Source organism: Enterococcus sp. AZ095a, assembly GCF_050546735.1.
GTDB lineage: Bacteria > Bacillota > Bacilli > Lactobacillales > Enterococcaceae > Enterococcus_D > Enterococcus_D entomosocium.
The window spans coordinates 1,157,640-1,184,451 of the sequence record NZ_CP172953.1; the positions used below are offsets into that span (position 1 = coordinate 1,157,640).

At 43.6% G+C, this 26,812-nt stretch carries 29 protein-coding genes and 1 riboswitch; of the genes, 26 read left to right on the top strand and 3 right to left on the bottom strand.

The window, feature by feature from the left end:
* Positions 1 to 18 precede the first annotated feature (18 nt).
* From IGJ26_RS05380 to IGJ26_RS05410, 7 genes are all read left to right on the top strand, one after another.
* Positions 19 to 882 (top strand): CvfB family protein, encoded by an 864-nt coding sequence (locus tag IGJ26_RS05380; RefSeq protein ID WP_005237107.1) that lies wholly within the window; start codon positions 19 to 21, stop codon positions 880 to 882.
* Positions 883 to 991: 109 nt separating this feature from the next.
* Positions 992 to 1,444 carry a Fur family transcriptional regulator gene (locus IGJ26_RS05385; protein WP_005237105.1) on the top strand — a complete coding sequence of 151 codons (453 nt, stop codon included), beginning with the start codon at positions 992 to 994 and terminating at the stop codon, positions 1,442 to 1,444.
* Positions 1,445 to 1,676: 232 nt separating this feature from the next.
* The gene (gene xerD, locus IGJ26_RS05390) at positions 1,677 to 2,567 is read left to right on the top strand and encodes a site-specific tyrosine recombinase XerD (RefSeq protein WP_005237104.1); all 891 of its coding nucleotides are present in this window, start codon (positions 1,677 to 1,679) and stop codon (positions 2,565 to 2,567) included.
* Between the two features lie 14 nt (positions 2,568 to 2,581).
* Positions 2,582 to 3,331, top strand: a complete 750-nt coding sequence (locus IGJ26_RS05395) for a segregation/condensation protein A (RefSeq protein ID WP_008381030.1) — start codon at positions 2,582 to 2,584, stop codon at positions 3,329 to 3,331.
* The gene (scpB, locus tag IGJ26_RS05400) at positions 3,324 to 3,908 is read left to right on the top strand and encodes an SMC-Scp complex subunit ScpB (protein ID WP_005229316.1); all 585 of its coding nucleotides are present in this window, start codon (positions 3,324 to 3,326) and stop codon (positions 3,906 to 3,908) included. The genes IGJ26_RS05395 and scpB overlap by 8 nt, the downstream gene beginning before the upstream one ends.
* 2 nt (positions 3,909 to 3,910) lie before the next feature.
* Positions 3,911 to 4,627: a pseudouridine synthase gene (locus tag IGJ26_RS05405; RefSeq protein ID WP_034872188.1), complete on the top strand. Its 717-nt coding sequence runs from the start codon at positions 3,911 to 3,913 to the stop codon at positions 4,625 to 4,627.
* Between the two features lie 79 nt (positions 4,628 to 4,706).
* A riboswitch (FMN riboswitch) is annotated at positions 4,707 to 4,831 on the top strand.
* Between the two features lie 150 nt (positions 4,832 to 4,981).
* Complete coding sequence (locus IGJ26_RS05410; RefSeq protein ID WP_016613081.1) at positions 4,982 to 5,575, top strand: ECF transporter S component; 594 nt, start codon at positions 4,982 to 4,984, stop codon at positions 5,573 to 5,575.
* 57 nt (positions 5,576 to 5,632) lie between these two features.
* Here the strand turns inward: IGJ26_RS05410 and IGJ26_RS05415 are convergent, their stop codons facing one another.
* Positions 5,633 to 5,848 carry a ferredoxin gene (locus IGJ26_RS05415; protein ID WP_005237096.1) on the bottom strand — a complete coding sequence of 72 codons (216 nt, stop codon included), beginning with the start codon at positions 5,846 to 5,848 and terminating at the stop codon, positions 5,633 to 5,635.
* A gap of 26 nt (positions 5,849 to 5,874) precedes the next feature.
* On the opposite strand from IGJ26_RS05415, the gene IGJ26_RS05420 reads away from it, so the two are divergent.
* The 15 genes from IGJ26_RS05420 (at position 5,875) to IGJ26_RS05490 (ending at position 22,921) form a co-directional block, all read left to right on the top strand.
* Positions 5,875 to 6,870, top strand: a complete 996-nt coding sequence (locus tag IGJ26_RS05420) for a helix-turn-helix domain-containing protein (protein ID WP_194199410.1) — start codon at positions 5,875 to 5,877, stop codon at positions 6,868 to 6,870.
* On the top strand, positions 6,864 to 8,246 hold the full coding sequence (locus IGJ26_RS05425; protein ID WP_005237092.1) for a RecQ family ATP-dependent DNA helicase: 1,383 nt from the start codon (positions 6,864 to 6,866) through the stop codon (positions 8,244 to 8,246). The genes IGJ26_RS05420 and IGJ26_RS05425 overlap by 7 nt, the downstream gene beginning before the upstream one ends.
* 72 nt (positions 8,247 to 8,318) lie before the next feature.
* Positions 8,319 to 8,945: an SAG1386/EF1546 family surface-associated protein gene (locus tag IGJ26_RS05430; protein WP_005237087.1), complete on the top strand. Its 627-nt coding sequence runs from the start codon at positions 8,319 to 8,321 to the stop codon at positions 8,943 to 8,945.
* Between the two features lie 105 nt (positions 8,946 to 9,050).
* A complete protein-coding gene (cmk, locus tag IGJ26_RS05435; RefSeq protein WP_005237085.1) occupies positions 9,051 to 9,722 on the top strand; it encodes a (d)CMP kinase in 672 nt (223 codons plus the stop codon).
* A 212-nt stretch (positions 9,723 to 9,934) separates the two neighbouring features.
* A complete protein-coding gene (gene rpsA, locus IGJ26_RS05440) occupies positions 9,935 to 11,149 on the top strand; it encodes a 30S ribosomal protein S1 (protein WP_430599939.1) in 1,215 nt (404 codons plus the stop codon).
* A 163-nt stretch (positions 11,150 to 11,312) separates the two neighbouring features.
* Complete coding sequence (der, locus tag IGJ26_RS05445) at positions 11,313 to 12,623, top strand: ribosome biogenesis GTPase Der (RefSeq protein WP_005237082.1); 1,311 nt, start codon at positions 11,313 to 11,315, stop codon at positions 12,621 to 12,623.
* A gap of 234 nt (positions 12,624 to 12,857) precedes the next feature.
* Entirely contained in the window at positions 12,858 to 13,133 is a 276-nt protein-coding gene (locus tag IGJ26_RS05450) for an HU family DNA-binding protein (RefSeq protein WP_003126821.1), read from the top strand.
* A 567-nt stretch (positions 13,134 to 13,700) separates the two neighbouring features.
* Positions 13,701 to 15,389 carry a dihydroxy-acid dehydratase gene (gene ilvD, locus IGJ26_RS05455; protein WP_194199411.1) on the top strand — a complete coding sequence of 563 codons (1,689 nt, stop codon included), beginning with the start codon at positions 13,701 to 13,703 and terminating at the stop codon, positions 15,387 to 15,389.
* 2 nt (positions 15,390 to 15,391) lie between these two features.
* Positions 15,392 to 17,092, top strand: a complete 1,701-nt coding sequence (gene ilvB / locus IGJ26_RS05460; protein ID WP_086316991.1) for a biosynthetic-type acetolactate synthase large subunit — start codon at positions 15,392 to 15,394, stop codon at positions 17,090 to 17,092.
* Between the two features lie 4 nt (positions 17,093 to 17,096).
* The gene (gene ilvN / locus IGJ26_RS05465) at positions 17,097 to 17,573 is read left to right on the top strand and encodes an acetolactate synthase small subunit (protein ID WP_005229349.1); all 477 of its coding nucleotides are present in this window, start codon (positions 17,097 to 17,099) and stop codon (positions 17,571 to 17,573) included.
* Between the two features lie 50 nt (positions 17,574 to 17,623).
* A complete protein-coding gene (ilvC, locus tag IGJ26_RS05470; RefSeq protein ID WP_008381047.1) occupies positions 17,624 to 18,613 on the top strand; it encodes a ketol-acid reductoisomerase in 990 nt (329 codons plus the stop codon).
* Positions 18,614 to 18,615: 2 nt separating this feature from the next.
* A complete protein-coding gene (gene ilvA, locus IGJ26_RS05475) occupies positions 18,616 to 19,878 on the top strand; it encodes a threonine ammonia-lyase IlvA (protein ID WP_194199412.1) in 1,263 nt (420 codons plus the stop codon).
* 166 nt (positions 19,879 to 20,044) lie between these two features.
* Positions 20,045 to 21,094, top strand: coding sequence for a hypothetical protein (locus IGJ26_RS05480; RefSeq protein ID WP_194199413.1), 1,050 nt, complete (start codon positions 20,045 to 20,047; stop codon positions 21,092 to 21,094).
* The gene (locus tag IGJ26_RS05485; RefSeq protein WP_194199414.1) at positions 21,095 to 22,354 is read left to right on the top strand and encodes a tetratricopeptide repeat protein; all 1,260 of its coding nucleotides are present in this window, start codon (positions 21,095 to 21,097) and stop codon (positions 22,352 to 22,354) included. It abuts the gene before it with no gap.
* A 9-nt stretch (positions 22,355 to 22,363) separates the two neighbouring features.
* Positions 22,364 to 22,921: a YpiB family protein gene (locus IGJ26_RS05490; RefSeq protein WP_194199415.1), complete on the top strand. Its 558-nt coding sequence runs from the start codon at positions 22,364 to 22,366 to the stop codon at positions 22,919 to 22,921.
* Between the two features lie 44 nt (positions 22,922 to 22,965).
* Here the strand turns inward: IGJ26_RS05490 and IGJ26_RS05495 are convergent, their stop codons facing one another.
* Entirely contained in the window at positions 22,966 to 23,871 is a 906-nt protein-coding gene (locus tag IGJ26_RS05495) for a YitT family protein (protein ID WP_005237068.1), read from the bottom strand.
* Positions 23,872 to 24,007: 136 nt separating this feature from the next.
* On the opposite strand from IGJ26_RS05495, the gene IGJ26_RS05500 reads away from it, so the two are divergent.
* The 4 genes from IGJ26_RS05500 (at position 24,008) to IGJ26_RS05515 (ending at position 26,461) form a co-directional block, all read left to right on the top strand.
* Positions 24,008 to 24,358, top strand: a complete 351-nt coding sequence (locus tag IGJ26_RS05500) for a nucleotide pyrophosphohydrolase (RefSeq protein WP_008381054.1) — start codon at positions 24,008 to 24,010, stop codon at positions 24,356 to 24,358.
* The gene (locus tag IGJ26_RS05505; protein WP_016621022.1) at positions 24,345 to 25,559 is read left to right on the top strand and encodes a CCA tRNA nucleotidyltransferase; all 1,215 of its coding nucleotides are present in this window, start codon (positions 24,345 to 24,347) and stop codon (positions 25,557 to 25,559) included. The genes IGJ26_RS05500 and IGJ26_RS05505 overlap by 14 nt, the downstream gene beginning before the upstream one ends.
* A 7-nt stretch (positions 25,560 to 25,566) precedes the next feature.
* Positions 25,567 to 25,935 (top strand): thioesterase family protein, encoded by a 369-nt coding sequence (locus IGJ26_RS05510; protein WP_008381059.1) that lies wholly within the window; start codon positions 25,567 to 25,569, stop codon positions 25,933 to 25,935.
* Positions 25,936 to 26,002: 67 nt separating this feature from the next.
* On the top strand, positions 26,003 to 26,461 hold the full coding sequence (locus tag IGJ26_RS05515; RefSeq protein WP_008381061.1) for a hypothetical protein: 459 nt from the start codon (positions 26,003 to 26,005) through the stop codon (positions 26,459 to 26,461).
* A 34-nt stretch (positions 26,462 to 26,495) separates the two neighbouring features.
* Here IGJ26_RS05515 and IGJ26_RS05520 read toward each other — a convergent pair whose 3' ends face one another.
* On the bottom strand, positions 26,496 to 26,771 hold the full coding sequence (locus tag IGJ26_RS05520) for a hypothetical protein (protein WP_008381063.1): 276 nt from the start codon (positions 26,769 to 26,771) through the stop codon (positions 26,496 to 26,498).
* Between the last annotated feature and the right edge of the window lie 41 nt (positions 26,772 to 26,812).

Consider the following 26,812-nt stretch of genomic DNA (forward strand, 5'->3'; position numbering starts at 1 on the left):
AGAAAAAGGAGAGAATAGATGAAAGACTTATTAGCATCCGTATTCAGCGGATTGATCATTGATGAAAACGAACAGAATTATTTTGTTCAAAAAGGCGGGGTTACCTTCCGACTAGCCAAGGAAGAAGGCGAACATCATTTAGGTGAAGCCGTCGAAGGGTTTGGCTATCAAAATCAAAAGCAAGAAAATGTGCTCACTACGAATATTCCGAAAAGCCGCAAAGGGCATTATGCCTTTGGTACAGTCACAGGAAGCCGTCGCGACTTAGGCGTTTTCGTCGATATCGGTTTGAAAGACAAAGATATGGTGGTTTCATTAGATGAATTGCCAACAATGCGGGAACTTTGGCCCAAAAAAGGCGACCGTTTGATGGTCAGCTTGCGGGTCGATGACAAAGAGCGTATTTGGGCTTCATTAGCAGATGAGAAAATTTTTAAGGCATTGAGCAAAAATGGTACGGAGCAAATGAAGAATCTAGATGTTACAGGTAGCGTGTACCGTTTGAAGTTAGCGGGTACTTACTTGCTGACGGATGATTTTTATATTGGCTTCGTCCATCCATCAGAACGGTATCAAGAGCCGCGCCTTGGGGAAGTGGTCAAAGGGCGAGTGATTGGGATTCGTCCAGATGGTGTCTTGAACCTTTCATTGAAACCAAGAGCCCACGAGGCGATCTCAAATGATGCCGCCATGGTTCTAACCTTTTTAGAACGAGCGCCTGAGAACAAAATTCCTTTCACGGACAAATCAGCCCCAGAAGAGATTTTGCAAACATTTGGTATTAGTAAAGGCCAATTTAAACGGGCATTAGGAACCTTGATGAAACAGCGTTTGATTGAGCAAAAAGACGGCTTTACGATTCTTATCAAAAAACCTAATTGAGAATACTTGTTTCTTTTATCGTTCTAATTTATAATGATTACAATGTTTGTCTTGAGTGATTTTCACTCAGATTAGAATCGTTATAAATTAACGGCATACGGAGGCAACTATGAACACAACAGCAGCGTTAAAAAAGACCAAGAAACAATTGCACGAGTCGGGGTTTAAATTAACTCCTCAGCGAGAAGCGACGTTGTTGGTCTTATTAGAAAATGAGAAAGACCATTTATCCGCAGAAGAGATTTTCTTTTTTGTGCGAAAAAAAAATTCTGAGATTGGCTTGGCAACCGTCTATCGAACATTGGAGATCTTAACGGATCTGAAAATTGTCGATAAAGTCAGCTTTAATGACGGTGTCGCTCGCTATGATCTACGTAAAGAAGGTGCCAAACACTTTCATCATCACTTGTTGTGTTTGGAATGCGGCAATATTGAAGAAGTCGAAGAGGATCTGCTGGGCAGTGTCGAAGAGATCGTTGAACAAAAGTACCATTTTTTAGTAAAGGATCATCGGTTGACCTTTCATGGTGTCTGTCAAAAGTGCCAAAGCAAAGCCGAGTGATTGTACTTTGGCGATCTTAAATAAACGTTTGTTATCACCCGAATGATAGTCAGATGGTTTCCAATAGGAAGAGTGCTCTTTTTTCCGATTTGAAAGAAACCGAAAAATCTGCTATGATTCGGGTGTTTCCTTGGGCAAAAGATACGGGTAGATGCCTCTTTTTTATTGGCAAGCTACTATCTTAACGAGCCAGAATTTGATATGATAAAAAAGCTGAAAGTAGAGGAAGCCCATGAACGAACAAATCATTGATTATCTTCATTATTTGACCATTGAGCGCGGGCTATCCCAAAATACCCGTGCCAGCTACCAGCGAGATCTGCAACAGTATCTTGCGTTTTTACAAAAAAAACAAGTCACTCAGTGGCAGCAGATCGACCGAGTGATCGTTTTGTCTTTTTTGCAAAGTCTGCAAGAAGCGGGAAAATCCTCGGCAACCGTGATTCGGATGGTTTCCAGTTTGCGAAGGTTCCATCAATTTTTGCGTCAAGAACGGTTTACCGATCATGATCCAATGCAGCATATTGATTCACCAAAAAAACAGCAGAAGCTGCCTGATACCTTGAGTTTACAAGAAGTGGAGCGGTTGATCGAAACACCGGATACGCGAGCAGTTTTGGGCATCCGTGACCGAGCGATTTTGGAAGTGATGTATGCGACGGGCTTGCGCGTCAGTGAGTTGATCGGGTTAAAATTAAACGATCTGCATTTAAGTATGGGATTGTTGCAAACAACCGGAAAAGGCGACAAAGAACGGATCGTTCCATTAGGGGACTTAGCGATTCAATGGATCGAAACCTATCTCAGCGATGCGCGTCCGTATTTGACGAGAAAAACGCCGGATGAAAGCCATCTGTTTGTAAACAACCATGGTACGCAACTGTCTCGTCAAGGGATCTGGAAAAATTTAAAAGCCTTGGTTCGACAAGCTGGGATCACCAAGAATGTGACTCCCCATACGCTGCGCCATAGTTTTGCGACCCATCTATTAGAAAACGGGGCAGATCTACGAACGGTTCAAGAGTTGCTAGGGCACGCAGACATCTCGACCACTCAGATTTACACGCATATAACGAAGAAACGGATGACGGAAGTGTACAAGCAGCACTTTCCGCGCGCCTAGAAATCGAGGATGGAATGGAAGAAATCAAAATAAAATTAGCTGTCTTTGAAGGACCGTTGGATTTGCTGCTTCATTTGATCAAAAAACTGGAGATCGATGTTTATGATATTCCAGTTGCTACCATCACCGAACAATACATGCAGTACATCCATGCCATGAAAATTTTAGAATTAGAAGTCGCTGGAGAGTATTTAGTCATGGCGGCGACTTTGATGGCGATCAAAAGCCAGATGCTGTTGCCTAAACAAGAGTTGATTGCTGAAGTCGAAGAGTACGAAGAAGATCCGCGGGATATGCTGGTGGCACAACTGCTAGAATACCGAAAATTTAAGTACGCAGCCGAACAGCTTTCAGAAAAAGCGGAAGAGCGCAGTTTGTATTACACGAAAGATCCGATGGATGTCGATGAATACAAAGAGGAAGAAGATCAATTAAGAGCCAATCAATTCAACACGATCGATCTCTTTTTGGCTTTTCAAAAAATGATCGAGAAAAAGAAAAATCGCCAAGTACTAGAAACCAAGATTTCTCCTGATGAAAGCACCATCGATGAAAAGATGGCGGCGATTCAGTTGGAGATGCAACATGTGAGTGCTAAAAAAGGCCGCAGCTTTGATTCGTTTTTTACTTCTTACAATAAAACAGAAGTTGTGGTAACCTTTATGGCATTGTTAGAATTAATGAAAAAAGGAACGATTCGAGTAGAGCAATCAGACAATTATGCGTCGATTCTGCTCTATCCAACAGGTAAAGAAGATGAGTAAATATAGTGAATTAGAAGCGATCTTATTCGTCGTCGGTGATGAGGGGATCGGACTTGAAGAACTGAGTTATTTAGTCAAAAGTAATACTGCCAGTGTCTATCAGCATTTGCAGGAACTAAATCAGCAATATGAAGAAAATGAACATACCGCGTTGCATATTCTAGAAGTTGGCAATCATTTTATTTTAACCACTAAAAAGCAATTTGCCCCTTTATTGAAGAAATACGCCGAATCACCGATGGGGAGTTCATTGTCGCAAGCCGCTTTGGAAACTTTGTCGATCATTGCTTATAAGCAACCGATCACTCGGATGGAAGTAGAAGAGATTCGCGGCGTTCAATCCAGCGGTTCGGTCCAAAAACTGGTGGCAAAGCGGCTGATTGAAGAAAAGGGACGCGTGGACGGACCAGGACGAGCGATCCTATACGGTACGACGGAATACTTTATGGATTATTTTGGCTTAAAAAGTTTGGCTGAATTGCCTGACATCCAATCAATGGAAGATGAACTTGAAGAAGATGCACCGTTTGATCTTTTTTACGACCGCTACAAACAAGCAGAAACAGAAGGAGAATGAAGATGGAACGTTTGCAAAAAGTGATTGCCCATGCCGGCATCACCTCAAGAAGAAAAGCTGAAGGATTGATAACCGAAGGCCGTGTGCGAGTCAATGGACAAGTAATCAAAGAATTAGGGGTCCAAGTCGGTTCAAAAGACGTCGTTGAAGTGGACGGCGTTCCGATCGAACAAGAACAACATGTCTATTATCTGTTCTATAAACCTCGTGGCGTGATCTCAGCTGTAACAGATGATAAAAAACGCAAAGTCGTTTTGGATTATTTTGCTGAAGTCCCTGAACGGGTGTATCCAGTCGGCCGCTTGGACTATGATACCTCCGGTTTGCTGCTACTGACAAATGATGGGGAATTATCACAGACACTGATGCATCCAAAACACGAAGTCGAAAAAGTGTATGTTGCCAAGGTCAAAGGCATTGCGGATAAAAAGCAACTGCTCCCATTGACCAAAGGAATTCGGATCGAAGGGCGTAAGACCGCGCCTGCTCGCTTTGAAATCTTATCGACAGACCAAACGGCACAATCTAGTATTGTGCAATTGACAATCCACGAAGGTCGCAATCATCAAGTCAAAAACATGCTAAAAGCAGTTGGTTTGCCTGTGCAAAAACTAAAACGGGAAAACTATGGTCCGTTAGATTTAAAAGGTCTTCGTCCAGGGGAATACCGAGAGTTGTCGAAGAAAGAAGTCAGCCAGCTGAAAAACAGTGCAAAATAGTTGAAAAGTATCTGAAAACGTAACTATTGTTAATTTTTAGATTTTGTGTATAATAAAACATGTAATAAATAGAATAAAGGTTCGTCTTCAGGGGCAGGGTGCAATTCCCGACCGGTGGTTATAGTCCACGACCTATTTCTTCGGAAATAGCTGAATCGGTGAAATTCCGATACCGACAGTACAGTCTGGATAAAGAAGATAGAGCGTATTTGATTTGCTTATGGCTATTTCGAATGCCCTCTTTTTTCCCTGTGGAAAAAAGAGGGCATTTTTTGTCTGGCGCCGACAAGAAAGCCGAGGAAATTTAATAGGTTCGTTTGAAGAGGAATCCTGAACTTAGGAGGATTTATACTGATGAACAACAAAACAAGAAAAATGGTGACGATCGCCATGTGTGCTGCTATGGGAACAATTTTGCAATTTATCGCTTTTCCAATTTTTCCGGCATTCAGCTTTTTAAAGATCGATTTTAGTGATATTCCCGTGATGATCATGATGTTTTTATTTGGTCCTTGGAGTGGGGTAGTGACTGCCTTCATTCGTTCGGTCCTGCATTTGTTCTTATCTGGTTTTTCACCTGCTGATATGGTGGGAGATACGGCAAGCTTTTTAGCATCATGTGCCTTTACTTTGCCAATGTACTACTTTTTCCGCAAAGGTATCCACACCAAAAACAAAATGGTTGGTGTCATCAGCGGTATCTTGTCGGTAACGATTTTTATGAGTGTGGCGAACCTATTTGTGATCACACCGCTTTATCTACGCTTTTTCGGGGTCACAGCCGATCAATTTTTAGGGATGTCTTTGCCGCAATATGTGGCGATCGGGATTTTACCCTTCAATTTGGTTAAAGGAGCGATCGTCAGTGCCGTCTTTTTAGCACTACATGCCAAACTGCTCCCATGGTTGGCTCGTAAGCAGCCCCATCATTCTGCTATAGGAAAATAAAAAATGAGCCGACTTGCTGTGGCAGACGAAAGGTCTGTTAATGGCAGGTCGACTTTTTTATTTTTCTATAAGGATCGCTCTGGTGGGGCATTTGCGATAAGCAGTTTTGACTTTTTCTTGTTGTTCTTCTATGATAAACTGTTGCCGTGCACTCGGTTCTTGGGCAAATAAAACGATCCCATCTTCATCATAATCGAAGATCTCGGGAGCATAGATCGCACATAGTCCACAAGCAATGCAGCGCTCAGGAACAATTTTACAGCGTTGTGACATTTTTTAGTCCTTTCTGGGAGGAAGATATGGATTCTTTTATTTTAGCGCTGTTTTCTGATACTGACAAGCTGCGCCCATCAACACTTTATCAAATTCTCATTGGTAAGCGTACTAGCTCTGTCTTGAGTTATGCCTTATTTTATGATCGCTTAGGTCTCTTTCAATCGTTGCCCCAGTTGAATGAGAAAGCGTATCAACAGACGCTCGCTAACTTGATCCAACGAGGGGCTCTAAGTCGAGATTCAGATGGTCTGCTGCTCAAAACGACCGCTAGAAACAGCCAGCAGCCAGGTGAACGATTGTTGCGTTATGCGAATTACTTTCGTTATGGACGAACGACGGAGGAGGCTTGGCGTTTTGTTCGGCTGCTGGTTCAAGCAGCTGCGTATCAAGGCGTGACCAATCAGTATATTCCCGTTGAAAACACGCCACTCTATACAGAACCTGTCCGTCAGCTGATCCGTCACAATCCTGACATCAAAAAGTGCCTGTATCAAGAGCTATCAGCAATTTTTGACCAGCTTCCCGCAGAAATGGCAGATTTTTTAGCGGGCACCTTATCGGGTCCAGATATTCTAGGGCAGGCGTTTTTTCAGCTTTTACCAGAAAATGTTCAAAGTAAGCCTTGGGCCACTCTTTATGTAGGAGCTTCGATCCATCAATTTTTAACCTTGATCGAAAAAACGCCCCAGACGATCCTGTTTCGAGGATTGTCGCCTTTTCTGAAGAGAAATTTAAACCAAAGCATGGTGGAAAGCCGAGCATTGTTTTTGCGAGGCGATTCTGTCGAGCAGATTATGGAAAAAAGAAGGATCAAACGAGGAACTGTTAATGATCATTTGATTGAGTGGGCACTGCTTGATCCGACATTTCCGTATCAGCGCTTTGATACATCATTGCTGAATAAGCTGCCAGAAACTTCTTGGAAAAACAGCTATCAAGAATTACAGGAGCTTCTTACGACTGATTTTTTGACGATCCGTTTGTTACAGATTGCTCAGAAACGGGGGATTCGATGTTAGAAAACGCACTGAATCAGTACTTTGGCTTCAAAACATTTCGTCAAGGACAAAAAGAAGTCATCGAAAGTGTTTTAGCGCAGCAAGATACGTTGGCGATTTTGCCTACCGGGAATGGCAAAAGTCTCTGTTATCAGCTGCCAGGGTACCTCATAGATGGCATCGTAATCATTATCTCACCGCTTGTTTCTTTAATGGAAGATCAAGTCTATGGCCTACAAAAGCAAGGGGAAAAACGCGCGATTGCGTTTAATAGTCAACTGGACCTTGCCGATCGTCACTATGTGATGCAGCATTTATCGCAGTACAAATTTTTGTTTTTAAGTCCAGAAATGATCGTGCAAGAAGCCATTTTGCAACAACTCGAACGAGCTAAGATCGCTATGCTCGTGGTGGATGAAGCTCATTGTGTTTCCCAATGGGGCATTGATTTTCGACCAGAGTACTTGCAGCTTGGTGAAGTAAAAAAACGGTTGAAGGCACCCGTCACATTAGCATTGACGGCTACTGCCACGGCGCAAGTCGAAGCAGATATTCGGCAAGTGTTGTTAGCAAAGAACGCCAATGTCTACCGTTATTCGATGAACCGCAGCAATATCGGCTTGTTCGTAGAGAAAACGTCAGACAAAGATGCGGCATTGGCAGACTATCTCAGCCGCTTAGGCGGGGCTGGGATCATCTATTGTTCCACAAGAAGCAAAGTCGAAGAAGTCTATAACAAACTGCGTCAGCGCTATTCGGTAGGCTATTATCATGGTGGTCTAGCGAGCGATCAAAGAAAAACGTTGCAGCAGCAGTTTTCTCAGAATAAACTAAAATTGCTCGTCGCAACCAATGCGTTTGGGATGGGGATCAATAAAGAAGATATTCGTTTTGTGATCCATTATGACTTGCCTGATTCGCTGGAAAACTACAGTCAGGAAATCGGTCGAGCAGGCCGCGATGGCAAACAAAGCAGTGCGATCTTGCTTTATCAGGAACACGATGAGCAGATTCACTACTTCTTTCAGCGAGAAAACAAAGAAGAACGCCGTGCTTTAGAACGAATGGATCAGGAAAAGATGAAAGGACCTTTGACACCGCTGCAAGAAAAATGGCAGCTGAAGATGAAGGAGTTGGGGGCTGCGTTTTGGCTGGAAACGCTAAAACAAAACGAACAGCAAAAGCAAGAACAATTACAAAAAATGTTGGCTTATATTCATTTTACCGGCTGTCGTCGCCAGTTTTTATTGGCGCACTTTGGGGAAGAAGCACCAGCAAATCCTTATTGTTGCGACAATGACGGGATCGAATTGGCAGCGGAAGAAGAGCTTTTAGAAAAAAAAGTCATCCTTCATTGGCAAGAACGTTTAATAAAAATTTTTAAAGATATAAATTGAATCGTATTTTGCAGGACAGTTTTTATTTACCTATGGTATAATACATCGGAAGGAAACTAGGAGGGAATACGAGTGAGCAAGAAAGACAATGACTACAATTCAGAAAATCAAGAACCGTGGGAACAACCAATCTATGATACAGAATACGATGATTCTGCATCAAGATCCCAACAAAGAAAACAAAAGCGTGGGAATTCACTCTTTTTGACGATCGTTTTAGTTTTGCTTTTCTTGATCGTGGCAATTCCGGTTGGTGCCGGTATTTGGGTGTTGAATCATAACAGTGATGCCCCGACCGCAGCAAGTTCGAGCAGTACAGTAGAAAGTACGACAGAATCTTCGACAACTGAGTCATCAACAACGGAATCATCAACTGCTGAATCGACAAGTGAAACGAGTTCGTCAACAAGTGAATCAAGTTCTTCATCAAGCAGTAGCAGTTCTGCACCAGCTTCAACAACGCCATCAAGTAGTAGTGAGCCGGCTCAACAGGAAAACAATGCAGGGCAAGACACTACGCAAAATAATCAAGGGCAAGGAGCGACTGGTACCGAGGAATACACGACGGTGCAAGCAGGTGAAGGTCCTGAACAAGTGGCAGCCCGTACAGGCATCTCAGTTGAAACCCTATATCAATTAAATGGGATTGATCCAAACAACTACATGCTATACCCTGGCGACACATTACGAATTAAATAAAAAACCGCTTTGGCGGTTTTTTTTCTTGGTAGGAAGAAGCCAAGGTGAACGATAAGCAGAAACGATGAAGGAATACACATCGTTGGGAAACGAGGAGTAAGAAAAATGAAAAAAATCAACATCGCTATTGATGGTCCGGCGTCATCTGGGAAAAGTACCGTGGCAAAAATCATCGCCAATGATTTAGGGTTTATTTATACAGATACCGGGGCCATGTACCGCAGCATCACGTATTTGGCCTTAAAAAGCGGCTGTTCATTAGAGGATGAAGCGGCGATCGCTGCTTTGATCGATCAATACCCCATCACTTTTGAACCGACTGAACACGGTCAAGAGGTCTTTGCAGGAGGAGAGCAAGTCACAGAAGCGATCCGTCAGCCAGAAGTAACCAACGCAGTTTCGAAGGTATCGGCATACCCTGCGATCCGCGAAAAACTAGTCCAACAACAGCAGATGATCGCTAAAGATGGCGGTGTCGTGATGGATGGCCGCGATATTGGTACGGCGGTTTTACCACAAGCAGAAGTCAAGATTTTTCTGGTAGCAAGTGTGGAAGAACGGGCGCAGCGCCGTTTCAAAGAAAATCAGCAAAAAGGGATCGGTACCGATTATGAAACTTTAAAAGAAGAGATTCAGCAAAGAGATTACTTGGATTCTCATCGGGAAGTCTCCCCTTTGAAACAAGCAACAGATGCCGTTCGAATTGACACCTCCGGTTTAACAATCGAGCAAGTCGTAGAAGCGATCAAAAAAACGATCCAAGAAAAGATCGACTAGCGAAAACAATGGGTGTTCCCCATTGTTTTTTTATTTTTCCTACGAAAAAGATGAAAGCAAGCAAGAAAACAGACGTGAAAAGACTTTTTCAACGAAAAAACCGTAGTTTTTTAGGAAAATAAGAGAAATCGCTTTATTTTTTTTTCATTCTATTTTAAACTAAAAGATGTAGTGCAATTATTGCAGAATTGTTGGTTAGGAGGACATGAGAGATGACAGAATTTGAAAATAATCAGGTTGAGAGTGGAAATGAATCAATGGAAGCCGCTTTAGACAATTTCCAAGAAGTAAAAGTTGGAGATATCGTTAAAGGCGAGGTATTGGCCATTGAGGATAAACAAGCGATCGTAGGGATCGAAGGCGCCGGTGTCGAAGGCGTTGTTCCTGCAAAAGAATTATCGACTTTACCTGTTGAAGACATCAACGAAGCAGTCAAAGTAGGGGATGTCTTAGAATTAGTTGTGATTTCAGCAATTGGGAAAGACAAAGAAAATGGCAGCTATCTCCTTTCTAAACGTCGCTTAGATGCGAAAAAAGTTTGGGAAGATATCGAAAAAGATTTCCAAGAAGGAAAAATCATCGAAGCACCAGTCACCAACGTCGTTAAAGGCGGATTAGTGGTTGACGTAGGGGTTCGTGGGTTTGTTCCAGCATCAATGGTCGAAGATCATTTTGTTGCGGATTTTGAAGATTACAAAGGGAAAACATTGACCTTTAAAATCGTTGAGATCGAGCCTTCTGAAAACCGCTTGATCCTTTCTCATAAAGCTGTTGTTGAAGCAGAAAAAGCAAAACAAAAAGAAGCTTTACTAGCTGATTTATATGAAGGACAAGAAGTAGAAGGAAAAGTAGCTCGTTTGACTGACTTTGGTGCCTTCGTGGACCTAGGCGGCATCGATGGACTTGTCCATGTCTCTGAAATTTCACATGGGCATGTTGGCAAACCGAGTGACGTTTTGTCTGTGGGAGATACCGTCAACGTCCGTATCTTATCTGTTGATGCAGACAAAGAACGTGTGTCTCTTTCAATCAAAGACACATTGCCTGGACCTTGGACCAATATTGAAGAGCAAGCGGCTGTTGGCAGTGTCTTAACTGGGACTGTTAAACGTTTGACAAGCTTCGGTGCGTTTGTGGAAGTCTTCCCAGGTGTTGAAGGGCTAATCCATATTTCACAAATCTCCCATAAACACATTGCGACACCACATGAAGTCTTACAAGAAGGCGATGAAGTGCAAGTGAAAGTGCTCGAAGTGAACCCTTCAGAACACCGAATCGCATTAAGTATCAAAGCATTAGAAAAAGCCGAAAACACCAATGAAACACAAGAATTTTCAGAGGATGATTATCAATTGCCAGAAGAATCAACTGGGTTTACCATGGGTGATATCTTAGGCGATGCCTTAAAAGACAGCGACGAAGAGTAATTGTATGCCATCAGCTTATAACGATTCGATGTTTGAATTTGTTATAAGCTGATTTTTTGTTTGCCGAGAAAGCTTGCAACTTTCCATGGCTTTAGGTAAACTAAGTAAGATTGAATACAAGAAGCAGCGTACAAGGACTGCTTTTTTAAATGGAGGGTAAAAAATGTCAAATCCAACAATAGCGATCGTTGGACGTCCGAATGTGGGGAAATCGACCATTTTCAACCGGATAGCTGGAGAACGAATTTCGATCGTTGAGGATACTCCAGGAGTGACCAGAGATCGTATTTATGCCACTGGTGAATGGCTAGGCCGTGAGTTTAGCGTAATCGATACTGGTGGGATCGATTTAAGTGATGAGCCGTTTATGGATCAAATCAAGCATCAAGCAGAAATCGCCATCGATGAAGCAGATGTCATTGTTTTTATTACGAGTGCTCGTGAAGGAGTAACAGATGCTGACGAGCTTGTGGCTCGTTTGTTATACAAAAGCAACAAACCCGTGATTTTAGCGGTCAACAAAGTTGATAATCCCGAGATGCGCAACGATATCTATGAATTTTATGGTTTAGGTCTGGGCGATCCATACCCAATCTCAGGAAGTCATGGATTAGGGATCGGTGATGTCCTAGATGAAGCAGTCAAACACTTTACCAATGAAGCGGAAGAAGAAGACGATTCCATCATCAAGTTTAGTTTGATCGGTCGACCAAACGTCGGGAAATCCTCTTTGATCAATGCGATTCTTGGAGAAGAGCGAGTAATTGTTTCAGATATCGAAGGAACGACTCGTGATGCGATCGATACCCATTTTACCAGCGAAAGCGGTCAAGAATTTACCATGATCGATACCGCCGGCATGCGTAAAAAAGGGAAGGTCTACGAATCTACTGAAAAATACAGTGTCATGCGAGCAATGCGGGCCATTGAACGCTCAGACGTCGTCTTGATGGTCTTGAACGCCGAAGAAGGAATTCGCGAGCAAGACAAACGGATCGCTGGCTATGCCCATGAAGCAGGCCGTGGAATCATTATCGTTGTCAATAAATGGGATACATTGAAAAAAGAAACGAATACGATGCGTGATTTTGAAGAAGAAATCAGAGATGAATTCCAATATTTGGATTATGCACCAATCATTTTCGTTTCCGCAGTGACGAAACAGCGCTTGAATAAGTTGCCGCAGTTGATCGAAGAAGTCAGCATGAATCAAAACATGCGTATTCCATCTGCGTTGTTGAATGACGTCATTATGGATGCGGTGGCGATCAACCCAACACCAACAGACAAAGGCAAACGTTTGAAGATTTTTTATGCGACGCAAGTGGCTGTCAAACCGCCAACTTTTGTTATTTTTGTCAACGAAGAAGAACTGATGCATTTCTCTTATGCGCGTTTCTTAGAAAATCAAATCCGCAAGGCATTCACTTTTGAAGGAACGCCGATTCGGATCATTCCACGCAGAAGAAAATAGAGATTTTATCATACTTTGTTTCTTTTTACAAAGAAATCTGTCCTTTTCTAGAAAAATGGGAAAAAACCAAAAAAAAACCCCCTAAAAACGTTAAAATCCTTGATATTACAAGGTTCTTATGATAACGTTATATCAGAATATTGATGGTAATCAATATTTGACAAAAACCTTGGACCACTCAAGATTTTTGTTGATGCATGACATCAAAAAAAATATCAGGAGGTGAAACCATCCATGGCAAATAAAGCAGAATTAATCGAAAAAGTTGCAGCAGCTACTGACTTAACTAAGAAAGACGCAACTGCAGCAGTAGACGCTGTATTCTCAACAATTCAAGACGCTTTAGCTAACGGTGAAAAAGTTCAATTGATCGGCTTTGGTAACTTTGAAGTTCGTTCTCGTGCAGAACGCAAAGGACGCAACCCACAAACTGGTGAAGAAATCAAGATCCCTGCTAGCAAAGTACCTGCATTCAAACCAGGTAAAGCTCTTAAAGACGCAGTGAAATAATTGAGTCTTGTAGAAACCCTTGAGTAATCAAGGGTTTTTTCTTTTGTCTAAATAGGGACTGCCACCATGCAGGCGGAACGAATGGGAAAAGAATCGGTTGTTATTGTCAGAAAATTCAAAATTATTTTTTGTTTTTCTTTTGGTCTAAAAAAAACATGGGTTGCTGGCACACTTTAATTCTCAAGCAAGAATAAAGGTGATTTAAAAGTCATTCTTATCAAAAGAAGCAAGCGATTAAATGACATCTGATGTGAGAAAGGGTTCCTTGGAATTGTCATTATTGAAAAAAAATTCAGAAAATTCGTTGACAAGTGATTTTGCAAAGGGTATATTGGTAAACAATTACAAGAACGTTACTATTTCTAATGAAGGAGCCATTTTCTATGCGTAATTTTAATCAATATTTATTAGTCATTATTATTGATACCAGGACTTAGAACACGGAAGCAAAAATTATCCGTTTGTTTGAGTCCTATTTGCGTAAGTAAAATGGGATTCTGGCAAAGCATCCCAGTTTTTTATAACCGGGATGCTTTTTTTTATTCCAAAATGCAGGAGATGATGAGTGTGAGAAGTGATCAAATTAAAAAAGGGATCGATGCAGCGCCAGCTAGGAGTCTGCTCTATGCCACAGGACAAGTTAAAAATATCCATGATATGAACAAGCCATTTATTGCGATATGTAATTCCTATATCGATATCGTGCCTGGGCATGTGCATTTACGGGAGTTAGCAGATATCGCAAAAGAAGCGATTCGTGAAGCTGGCGGCATCCCTTTCGAGTTCAATACAATCGGCGTAGATGATGGCATTGCGATGGGACATATCGGTATGCGATATTCGCTACCTAGCCGAGAATTGATCGCTGATTCTGCAGAAACCGTCATCAATGCCCACTGGTTTGACGGCGTATTTTATATCCCAAATTGTGACAAGATCACTCCTGGCATGATCTTAGCAGCCATGCGGACCAACGTACCAGGAATTTTTTGTTCCGGCGGTCCTATGAAAGCCGGCATTGATCCTCGGGGACATCAAATAACCTTATCTTCCATGTTTGAAGCCGTTGGGACGTACAAGACGGGTAATATGACAAAAGAAGATTTTGAGTTTATGGAACAAAATGCCTGTCCGAGTTGCGGCTCCTGCGCAGGAATGTTTACTGCCAATTCGATGAATTGCCTCTTAGAAATCTTAGGATTGGCAATGCCAGGCAATGGTACGATTCTTGCCGTGTCTGAAGAACGACGAGAACTAGTTAGACAAGCCGCCTTTAAGTTGATGGATCTTGTTGAAAAACAAGTGAAACCTCGAGACATCGTGACCAAAGAAGCTATTGATGATGCCTTCGCTTTAGACATGGCGATGGGGGGTTCCACCAACACAGTGCTGCATACATTAGCGATCGCCAATGAAGCTGAGATCGATTATGACTTAAGACGGGTCAATGAAATCGCTAAAAGAGTGCCTTATCTCTCAAAAATCGCGCCATCATCAGCCTATTCGATGCACGATGTTCATGAAGCTGGCGGCGTTTCAGCGATCATTCGGGAGCTATGTGATATCGAAGGAGCGATTCATCCCGATCGACCGACTGTTACCGGTAAGACGTTACGAGAAAATGTCGCTGAAGCGAAGATCCACAACGAAGAAGTCATCCATCCGAAAGAAAACCCGTATAGTCCAGTTGGCGGTCTATCGATCTTGTACGGAAACATCGCCCCAGAAGGCAGTGTCATCAAAGTTGGCGGGGTCGATCCAAGTGTCCAAGTGTTCAAAGGGAAAGCGATCTGTTTTGATTCTCATGATGAAGCAGTCGCAGCAATCGACAATCATACCGTACAAAAAGGACATGTTGTAGTGATCCGCTATGAAGGCCCGAAAGGGGGGCCGGGAATGCCGGAAATGCTGGCGCCTACCTCAAGTATCGTTGGTCGTGGGTTAGGCAAAGATGTCGCCTTGATTACAGACGGCCGCTTTTCAGGAGCGACGCGGGGGATCGCAGTTGGACATATTTCTCCGGAAGCTGCAGCCGGTGGTCCATTAGGACTAGTCAACGATGGCGATGAGATCATTATTGATTTGCCAAATCGAACGCTAAATCTGCAAGTTTCAGAAGAAGAGCTTGCCAAGCGTGCGCAAGAACGACCGAAGTTTCGTTCAAAAGTAAAAAAAGGATGGCTTGCACGTTATACCGCTTTAGTGACCTCTGCGAATACGGGCGGGATTATGCGAGTACCTGATGAGGAGGAGTAGCAATGGAAAACATCGACTATCAAGCATCGCATCTAAGGACTGGCGCGCAAGTGTTAGTGGACAGCTTGCAAGAGCAAGGCGTCGAAATGATCTTTGGCTACCCGGGTGGCGCCGTCTTACCGTTATATGACCAATTATATGATGCAGCGATTCCGAATATTTTGACGCGTCACGAGCAAGGCGCGATCCACGCCGCTGAAGGCTATGCCAAAGCTACTGGCAATGTTGGGGTCGTTTTAGTGACAAGTGGTCCAGGTGCTACGAATGTCGTCACGGGCATTGCCGATGCTATGAGCGATTCCGTACCGTTGGTGGTTATCACGGGGCAAGTGGCCGTACCAGGAATTGGCAAAGACGCTTTTCAAGAAGCGGATATTCTAGGTATCACGTTGCCGATCACGAAACACAATTACCAAGTCCGTTGTGTGGATGACTTACCGAAAGTGATCGCTGAAGCCTTTCACATCGCTTCAACTGGGCGTAAGGGACCTGTTGTGATCGACCTTCCGAAAGATATTACATTGCAAGAAACCGCTGAAACCTGCTCATTGCCGATCACAAGGAAAAGTTATCAACCGAATGCAGAGCCTTCCCGTCTGCAAATTGAAAAATTGATGCACGTTTTAGAAAAAGCACAGCGACCAGTGGTACTGGCTGGTGCAGGCGTGATCGCGGCTGAAGCTGCGGCTGAATTAAATGCATTTATTGCCAAGTACAAGTTGCCGACAGTCACAACGTTGCTCGGCTTAGGCTTACTGCCAAATGATCATCAATTTTTCTTGGGCATGGGCGGTATGCATGGAACGTATGCGGCGAACATGGCTTTATCAGAAGCCGATTTGATTATCAATATCGGCTCTCGCTTCGATGATCGCTTAGCGACTGCCGGCAGTCAGTTCGGCAAGCAGGCCATCGTTGCTCATATCGACATCGACCCGGTGGAGATCGGCAAGATTGTAGAGACAAAGATCCCAATCGTCGGCGATGCCAAGGCTGCTTTGCAACAGATGCTACGGTATCCGCCAACTAGAGGAACGTGGTCTGCCTGGTCGGATCTATGCCAAACACGGAAGACGGAAAAGCCTTATCGCTATGATCGCACTCAAGCACAAGAAATCAAACCGCAAAAAGTCATCGAAGAAGTAGGGCGTTTGACCAAAGGAGAGGCTTACGTCATCACCGATGTTGGGCAGCATCAAATGTGGGTCGCGCAGTATTATCCGTTTCGCTTTCCTAAGCAGTTGATCACCAGTGGCGGACTAGGCACGATGGGCTATGGTATCCCTGCGGGAATTGGCGTCCAATTTGCTCATCCAGAAAAAATGGTCGTGGTGTTTGTTGGCGATGGCGGGTTCCAAATGACAAACCAGGAATTTGCTATTTTGAATGAGTATGGCTTGAATGTCAAATTTGTTTTGTTGAATAATCGTTCGTTAGGAATGGTCCGCCAATGGCAAGAAACATTTCATGGCAAACGACGCTCTGCCTCTGTTTTTGCACAGCAACCTGATTTTGTTAAACTAGCACAAGCTTATGGCATCGAAGGCTGTCGGATCGATGAACCCACTCAGCTTTCTGCTATGCTAGCGGAAGCTTTTGCACATACGGGGCCGCAACTGATCGAAGTAATGGTCTCGCCCTCAGAGCATGTGTTGCCGATGATCCCACCGGGGAAAGCCAATCATGAAATGATGGGGGTCTAAGGGGATGAAACGGGTATTAGCAGCAATCGTCCATAATGAAGCAGGTGTTTTGAGCCGCATCACGAGTGTCTTAAACCGCCGGCAGGTCAATATCGAGAGTATTTCTGTCGGCACAACGGAACGGCCAGAGTTTTCACGAATGACGATCATTGTCAACGTGAACGATTTGGCAGAAACAGAACAAGTGACCAAGCATTTAAATAAACAAATAGATGTCTTGAAGGTTTCTGATATTACAGAAGTTCCTCATATCGAACGAGAGCTGGTGCTGATCAAAGTCAATGCACCAACCACTAGCCGCTCGGAGATCCAAGCAGTGATTGATCCGTTTCGAGCGCACATTGTCGATGTCGCACTGAAAACGATCGTTGTGCAAGTTGCCGGTGATACGAAAAAGGTAGAAGCATGCATCGAAGTTTTGCGTCCCTACGGGATCAAACAGTTGGCACGAACGGGTGTCACTGGCTTTACAAGAGGGTAAGTGCAATTTTGAATTGCTTAAAATAAAGAAAGAATTCGGAGGAAACAAGTATGGTAAAAGTATATTACAACGAGGAAGTTACAGATAATCTAGGAGACAAGAAGATTGCGATCGTCGGCTACGGCTCTCAAGGGCACGCTCATGCGCAAAATTTACGGGACACAGGTCATGAAGTCTTTATCGGCATTCGTGAAGGAAAGTCAGCAGAAGCTGCAAGAAACGACGGATTTGAAGTCTTTCCAGTAGCCGAAGCCACTCAAAAAGCGGACGTAGTCATGATCTTGGCACCCGATGAGATCCAAGGATCGTTGTATAAAAATGAGATCGAACCGAATCTTTCTGCCGGCAATGCATTAGCATTTGCGCATGGTTTTAATATTCATTTTGATGTGATCGCGCCGCCAGAAGAGGTGGATGTGTTCCTAGTTGCGCCTAAAGGACCGGGCCACTTGGTGCGTCGAACCTTTACCGAAGGGTTTGCGGTGCCAGCCTTATTTGCAGTCTATCAAGATGCGACTGGCAACGCACAAGCGACAGCTTTATCTTATGCAAAAGGCATTGGTGCCACGCGGGTCGGCGTTTTGGAAACGACCTTTAAAGAAGAGACCGAGACCGATCTTTTCGGGGAACAAGCCGTACTTTGTGGCGGTTTGACCAGCATGATCGAAGCGGGCTTTGAAACATTGGTAGAAGCCGGGTACCAACCGGAATTGGCGTATTTTGAAGTCTGTCATGAATTGAAACTGATCGTTGACTTGATTTATGAAGGAGGATTCAAAAAAATGCGCCATTCGATCTCGAATACGGCAGAGTATGGCGACTACGTTTCCGGTGCTCGGGTGATCACCGCACAAGCCAAAGAAAACATGAAAGCCGTATTGACAGATATCCAAAATGGTCAATTCGCGAAAGGATTCATTGAAGACAATCAAAATGGCTTCCCTGAATTCTATAAAATGCGTGAAGAAAACGGCAACCATCAAATTGAAAAAGTCGGCAGCGAGTTACGGAAAATGATGCCGTTTGTTGCGAAAGATTAGAGGTGGCGCGTTTGTTGGTGACAATTTCTGCAATCGAACAAGCATATGAACGACTGCGGGGAGCAGTTAGTCATACACCGCTGCAGTATGATCGCTTTTTATCTGAAAAATACCAAGCGACGGTTTTGTTGAAGCGAGAGGACTTGCAAAAAGTCCGCTCCTTCAAATTACGAGGTGCCTACTATGCGATCACCCAAGCAGATCCTGTGCAGACCAGTCGTGGCGTCGTCTGTGCCAGTGCCGGAAATCATGCCCAAGGCGTTGCTTATACCTGCCAAGAACAGCAGATCCATGCGGTCATTTTCATGCCAACAACGACGCCGCAACAAAAAATCGCGCAAGTTCTCTTTTTCGGCGGCGACTACGTCAAAATCGAATTGGTGGGAGATACCTTTGATGCGGCGGCGCAGGCTGCCAAACAATTTGCAAAAGAAAAGCAAATGGCTTTCATTGCTCCTTTTGATGATCCCAATATTATCGCAGGACAAGGAACAGTAGCCGTGGAAATGTTGGCGGATGCTGAAAAAAAACAAGTATCGATCGATTTAGTGGTGGCTGCCATTGGTGGCGGTGGTTTGATCAGCGGGACCGCAGCCTATTTGAAAGAAAAGCAGCCAAATATAAAAGTTGTTGGAGCAGAACCTGTAGGGGCCGCCTCGATGCAAGCAGCCTTTGATCACCAAGGACCGGTGGCTTTAGAGCATATTGAAACCTTTGTCGATGGTGCGGCAGTCAAACAAGTCGGAGCTCAGACCTATGCCCATGCCAAACGCTATGTGGATCAATTGGTAACGGTGGAAGAAGGTGCAATCTGCCAAACGATTCTAGAATTATACAGCAAACAAGCGATCGTCGCTGAACCAGCTGGTGCCTTGAGCGTGGCAGCCCTGGATGAGATCAAAGAGCAAATCAAAGGCAAGACGGTCGTCTGTATTGTGAGTGGTGGTAACAATGATAGTTCCCGCATGGCAGAGATCGAAGAGAAATCACTGATTTATCAAGGATTGAAACATTATTTTATCGTCAATTTCCCACAACGTCCCGGTGCGTTGAAGGAATTTGTTAGCCATGTATTAGGGCCTGATGATGATATCACGAGGTTTGAATATACGAAAAAAATCAATCGTGGAACAGGACCAGTAATGCTGGGAATCTTGTTGAAACAAAAAAACGATCTACCCGCATTACTGTCACGAATTGAACAGTTTGATCAAGGCTACATCAACCTTCAGCAAAATCAATCACTTTACTCGCTTTTGGTTTAGAAAAAAACATGGTTTCCTTTGTAATACAGGAAACCATGTTTTTTGCTTTTTGGCATAGAATCATGGGACAAATCGGCGAAAATACTTCCTAATGGTTAGCGATTTAGTAGGTGTTTCAGCGGCTTCTTGCTATAATAGTAAGTAGTAGCAACAAAGGAGTGAGCCGATGGAAGCTGTTTTTTACAGAAATGAGCAAGAAACCCAGATTTCTTACGGGGAAACATTGGCATCGGTCATGAAAGGACAGTCGATCGAGCCGCAGCAGGTGATCATTTTGACGAATCAGCGTTATTATGACCGCTTTTCAGAAAAAGTAACCCGCCTGTTTTTGCCGCGCGAGGTCAATTGGTATATTTGTACCAACCAAATGTATTGCAACAACTTTACCGAGTTTAAAGCTGCAATGGATTTCTTCGGCCGCTTTTCAAAACAAGAGCCGCTGCTGATCGTCGGGTTTGGGAATGAAGGCGTGTTGGCATTGAGCAGCTTTATCCACGCGACGTCGGTTCTGACGACACAGCTTTGGCTGATTCCCGTTTCCTTGCGGGCCTTAGCTAAAAGTGTGAAAGAAACAGCGATCGTTGTGAAAAAGCCAGATATCCCGATGCTGGAAAATCCTAATACACCCAAATTTGTTATTTACGATCAGACGATCGCAGAAAAACAGATCGATGGGAAATTGGTCGATTTTTTGACTCTGATTCGTTGTGGCGTGCTTGCCGATAGCGATTTTTTAAAGGAACTTTATCGAACGTACCCCAGTCATCAGGCATTGATGAGACACTCGTTGGCAGCTTATACCAATCAGCTGATCCAATTGTATCAGCAGTCGGGACGCGAATTAGAGGAGTTTGGGCAACTCTTTGCCGATGCTGCTTATCAAACAGAAAATGGTCACTTGCTGTCTGATGCGATGAAATTGTTCTTTGGCTTTTTGTTTCATTTTATGTGGACAGTCCAGCAGCAGCAGTTGACTGTCGATCTGCCAGTATTTTGCCAATGGCTTGCACGATTAGGCTTTCCTATCGAATTGCCCGAGTCTTTTTCCTTAAGCGAATATTTCAGCCGTGTACTAGAATTGCAGCAAAAAGAAAAAAAACTGTTATTTTTGGCAAAAGTTGGTACAATAGGGGGCAGAACGGAAATCGAGGAGAAAGATCTTGTCCAAACGATGGAGACTTATCAGCGATTAATCAATGAGATTCGAGGGGTCTAAATGGAAACTTATAGTGAAAAAATGTTAAAAGCACTAGCCGCAGAAGAGTTGGCTGAAGCACAATTGAATTTTAACGAAGCACTGCAAAAAGATGATGATGAGACACTTGGCGCTTTAGGCGATGAATTACTGCAGATCGGTTTTTTAGAAGAGGCGAAAACGTTATTTGAAACCTTGCAGCAGCGGCATCCTGAAAATGAAGCTTTGCTGCTTCCTTTAGCGGAAATTGCGATGGAAGAAGACCAGATTGAAACAGCCTTCACTTATATCGATCAAATACTACCAACGAGTGAAGCTTATCTGCAAGCCTTGTTATTGAGTGCGGATCTCTATCAACTGATCGGTATTCCGGAAGTCAGCGAAGCCAAATTAAAAGAAGCGCAAAGCCTTGTGCCAGAGGAACCCTTGATTCGTTTTGCCTTAGCTGAGTTAGCTTTTTCAACGGATCGCTATCAAGAAGCTGTTGACCTTTATCAAGGATTGCTGGAAGAAGATATTACGGATATTTCGGGGATTTCGATCGTTGAACGGACCGGAACTTCATTGAGTATGGCAGGTAAGTTTGAAGAGGCGTTGGAATATTTTGAAGCAAGCTTAGAAGACGAACAGACGGACGAGCGTCTCTTTCAAACGGCTTTAGTCTATTTGCAGCTGAAGGAAAATGAACAAGCGATTCGCTACTTGCAGCAGTTGCGGGTCATGAATCCCCAATACCGGGCCTTGTATCTTTATTTGGCTGAAGCATTGCAAGAAGAAGAACAGCTGGAAGAAGCGCAACGTGTGATCGAAGAAGGGATTCATGAAGATCCATATCAAGTGGATTTCTATCATTTTGCTGCCGAGAATGCTTACCGACTTCATGACAGTGAAGCAGCCGAGTCATTTTTACTTAAAGCACTGGAAACTGGTGAAAAAGAAGAGGATACATTACTGACTTTAAGTAATTTATACTTGAATGAAGAGCGTTGGCAAGAAGCGATCTTGGCGATCGAGCGAATGGAAGACAATGAACAGCCTCACGCTTTATGGAATCTAGCGCAAGCCTTCAATGCGTTAGAAGATTTTGACAAAGCAGCAAAATATTACGAAGAAGCCAATGCTGATTTGCACCATGAACCGGCGTTTATGAAGGAATACGGCATTTTCTTACGTGAAGAAGGGCGTTTACCTGAAGCTCTTCATTTGCTACAACATTATTTGGCACACGAACCAGGTGATTTAGAAGTACAGTCGATCGTGGAGGACTTATTAGAAAGATAGGTGAGAGAAATGAACATCAATGTACAAGAAAAGAAAAAGTTTCTTAATTGGTTAGTTTCGACCGTTTCCTTCAGCCGCCGAGAAGTCTCTTGGGTGTTAAACTATCTGGCGAACCATGAAGCGATCTTGGCCAATGTTCATTTTGTAGAAGGGGCAGCCGCAGCCAAACGGGGCTTAAGTGTCCGCAGTACGGAAGTTGGAGGCGAACCCTTTGTCTTGAGTATCGAAGGACAGACCTTTTATGACATTGATCAGATTTTTCACGAGATTCGCATGAATTGGAAACAACCCTTGTATCTTGAATGTCTCTTTCCAGATTCTTGGTCGCAATCCTTTTATTTAGCAGTTTTAGAAGACAATCCTTATGAACGTTGGAACGACCACTTGGATCAAGAAATGACCCAATATGTTACCCAGTACCTTGAAAAAGAAGAAGCAAAAACCAAAATTGATACCTTGTATCGGCAGATCGATCTAGCATTGGAAAATGGGGATCGTGATGCCTTCTTAGAACTTTCCGATGAAGTAAATCGGCACTTGCTCCAACAAAAAGAAGAAAGCCGCTGACAAATAAAAAAGCAGTCCTTTAACCGGGACTGCTTTTTTAGTCTTTATTTTGTTTTAGAGACCGCTGCTTTGCGCTGTAAGAACCGTGACTTAGGTCTTAAGTAGGTAAAGCCTTCGCCTTCGACTTCATGGACATTGATGACAGAAACAAACGCTTGCGGATCAAAGTCATGAACAATGCGCTTGACTTCAGAAATCTCCCGTCCGCTGACCACCATATAAATGATTTGTTTCGATACTCTTGAGTAAGCCCCTTCGCCCTGTAAAAACGTGACACCGCGTTCCAATTCATCCATTAAAACAGGAGCTATCTCTTCGCTATGATTGCTGATCACTAAAATCCCTTTGGCTGAATAGCCGCCGTCTAAGATCGAATCGATCACACGAGTGAAGACATAAGAAAAAATCAAGGTATACATCATGCGGTTCAAATCTATATAGGTCAAAGAAAGCAACAGGACGAACACATCAAAGATCAAAAGCGACCGCCCGATCGTCACCCCAAAGTTTTTCTCTAAAATGCGCGCCAGTACATCGACGCCACCTGTTGTTCCACCGACTTTGTAGACGATCCCACTACCGATCCCTGCAATCAAACCAGCCAAGAGTGCGACGATCAGTAGATCATGCTGTAGATCGATCAACAGGGGAACACTCTGCCAAAATGCCAACCAAAAAGACAAACCAAAGGTTCCTAAAATCGTATACACTAATGAGCGTCGACCAAGAATTTTGCCACCGATCAAAATGATCGGAATATTTAAGATCAATGTACTAATGGCAGGATTGATTCCCCATAAGGCTCGCAGGATCAAGGTGATCCCTGTCACACCGCCTTCTGCTAAGTCATTTGGGATATTTAAATAGACTAGACCGAAGCCATAAATACTCGTACCGAAAATAATCAAAACAATGTCGCGAATCGTTCGCCATGAAAAAAATGCCCGCATCCTGTTTCCTCCGTTATTCAACTTCCACAAGTATCAATGTAGCACGAAATCATTGAATGTACAACAAATCCTGAGGGGGCTCTATCTAGGCAGGCAGCCATTCTTTTGGTAAGATAAACGAGAAAGGGTGAAGAAGATGACAGATAAACGTTCCTTGGCATCGATGCAAGAAGAAGTCGACGCCTATATTCAACAATTTAAAACTGGCTATTTCAGCCCCCTCGCCCAAATGGCTCGTTTGACTGAAGAAGTTGGCGAATTGGCGCGAGAAGTAAATCACTATTACGGGGAAAAAAATAAAAAAAGCGATGAAGTTGAAAAGACCGTGGCAGAAGAACTGGGCGATGTACTCTTTGTGACGATGATCATGGCCAATTCACTAGACATCGACCTGACTGAAGTGTTTGAGGAAAATATGGCAAAATTCAATCAGCGGGATGCGTATCGTTTTGAAAGAAAAGATGGGAAAGTACATGAAGCTGACTAAATTACCAAAAGAATTTGCAGAAGCTGCGCCACTCCTAAAAAAAATCGAAGCCGCGGGCTATGAAGCATACTTTGTTGGCGGCAGCGTGCGGGATACGATTTTAGGCCAGCCGATCCATGATGTCGATATTGCTACCAGTGCGTTTCCAGCCGAAATCAAGGCGCTTTTTCCTCGAACCATTGACATTGGTATCGAGCATGGGACGGTGCTGGTCTTGTGGGAACAGGCGCAATATGAGATTACCACCTTTCGAACCGAAGCCGCCTATCAGGATTATCGCAGACCTGACAAAGTTGATTTTGTCAGGTCCTTGAAAGAAGATCTAAAGCGGCGGGATTTTACCATCAATGCATTGGCACTTCAAGAAGATGGGGTCATCATTGATCTTTTCGATGGTCTGGCAGATATCGACAATCAGATTTTACGAGCAGTGGGTCACCCGCAGGAACGTTTCCATGAGGATGCCCTACGAATGATGCGGGGGCTGCGTTTTGTCAGTCAATTGGGCTTTGTTTTAGAAACAGAAACATTGGCTGCTATCCATGCGAATCATGCCTTGTTGGGGAAAATCTCTGTTGAACGGATCATGATTGAATTCGTGAAATTGCTGTTAGGCAATCATCGGAACCAAGCACTACGAGCACTAGTAGAAACCGAATGCTATATCTATTGCCCAGGCTTGCGGGAATACGGTGAGGCGTTACTGCGGATGGCAGACCTGCCAGCGATCCCATTAGAAAACGAAACGACGGCTTGGGTATTGCTCATTGACCAAATCGGTTTAGCTCTTGAGGCAGTCCGCAGCTTTTTAAAAGCTTGGAAATGTTCGAATGACTGCATCCGCCAAGTACAAACGGTCTATCAAGCACTGCTAATGCGTCGGAACGGCGAATGGAACGATCTGCTGTTGTATCAGTTCGGTTTAGAAGCAACCTGTTTAGCTGAAGGATTATTGCGTTATGACAAGCTGCCCAATGATCCTGCAAAAATCAGTCAGCGCTATCAGCAGCTACCGATCCATTCACTGAAGGAGCTGGCGATCAATGGACGTGATTTACTGCAGACAGTTGATCGTTCTTCTGGTCCGTGGCTCAAAGAAGTCTTGGCCGCTGCCGAAGCTGCAGTCATCACACGAAAAATCCCTAATGAAAAAGAAGCACTATTGGCGTTTGCTCAAGCATATTTAGCGAAGGAGGGATAACTGAAGAATGGAAAGCAAAAAAGACTTTCTCGTTGACCTTCAAGACACTGCGGCTGTTTTGGGTTCTGGCGGTTTAGCGGTTTTAGCAACCCCTCGACTGGTCGCAATGGTGGAAAACACCTGTTGGGAAGCCCTTGAGCCTACTTTAGATAAAGGGTTTACCACCGTTGGTACAAAGTTTTCGATCGATCATTTGAAACCTTCGCCAGTCGGAGCGACAATCACAGTTCTTATACAATGGGAAAAAGAACAAGGATTCCAGTTTGATTATCAGGTGACCGATGGGGCGCAACAACTCATTGCCAAAGGGACTCATCAACGAGCGGCGGTGGAAATCTCTCGGTTTATGAAAAAAGTCAACGAAAACCAAAGTTAATTTGTGTCCCAGTAGCGACTATGTGTTAGAATTAAAATGTATTATTAATAAAAAGGAGCGTTTTGTCATGGCTAGAGAAATGAAAGCTTTAAAATTTTATTTCCGTAATGGAGAAACATGGACGATCGAGCGCCGTTACATCGGTGACTTATGGATCAAACAAATCACGACCAGTTTTGGCCGTATCCACGGAAGCGAATTCGTTGAGATTCATCCATGTGCTGGGTTCAAAATTGAAATCTTCCAAGAAGGCGATCATGTGGCAACACATGACATCAACTTAGGCGGACTTGAATTAGGGATGTTTGCTCGTGCGTTGAAATATGAAGATATTGAACGGATGGAAATTCTTTACCGTAACGGTACACCGGATCTTGTTTATTTCCCATACAAGGACAAAGATACGGAAGGATTGGATAATGTATACCAATCAACAAAAATCAGTGAAAAAACGAAGAGTCTGTATATCGTGATCGACCCAAATCAAACGGTTGATGATGTTTATCAAGAACATTTCGAAGAATAAGAAAAACGCAGAACCAGTTGGTTCTGCGTTTTTTTTAGAATGTTTCTTGGAACATATCCGTATACTTTTTTAATAAAAGATAATCTTCGGCATATTCATCCTTTAAAACGATTGTATCGCCAAAGAAACTCTTACGAGCATGTTGAATGATCCGATGCTGAATATCTTTTTCCAGAAGGTAATCGATCTCAGACTGTTTCAGGTTTTGTGCAGCAGTCGCCCGATTCTTTTCTAAATATTGCAGCAAATCGTACTCAAGGTGTCCCGCACCATTGATGACTCGTTTGTATTCGATTTTGTCAATTTTCATCTGCTCACACTCCTTGCTATTAAAGTACCTTAGAAAGAAGT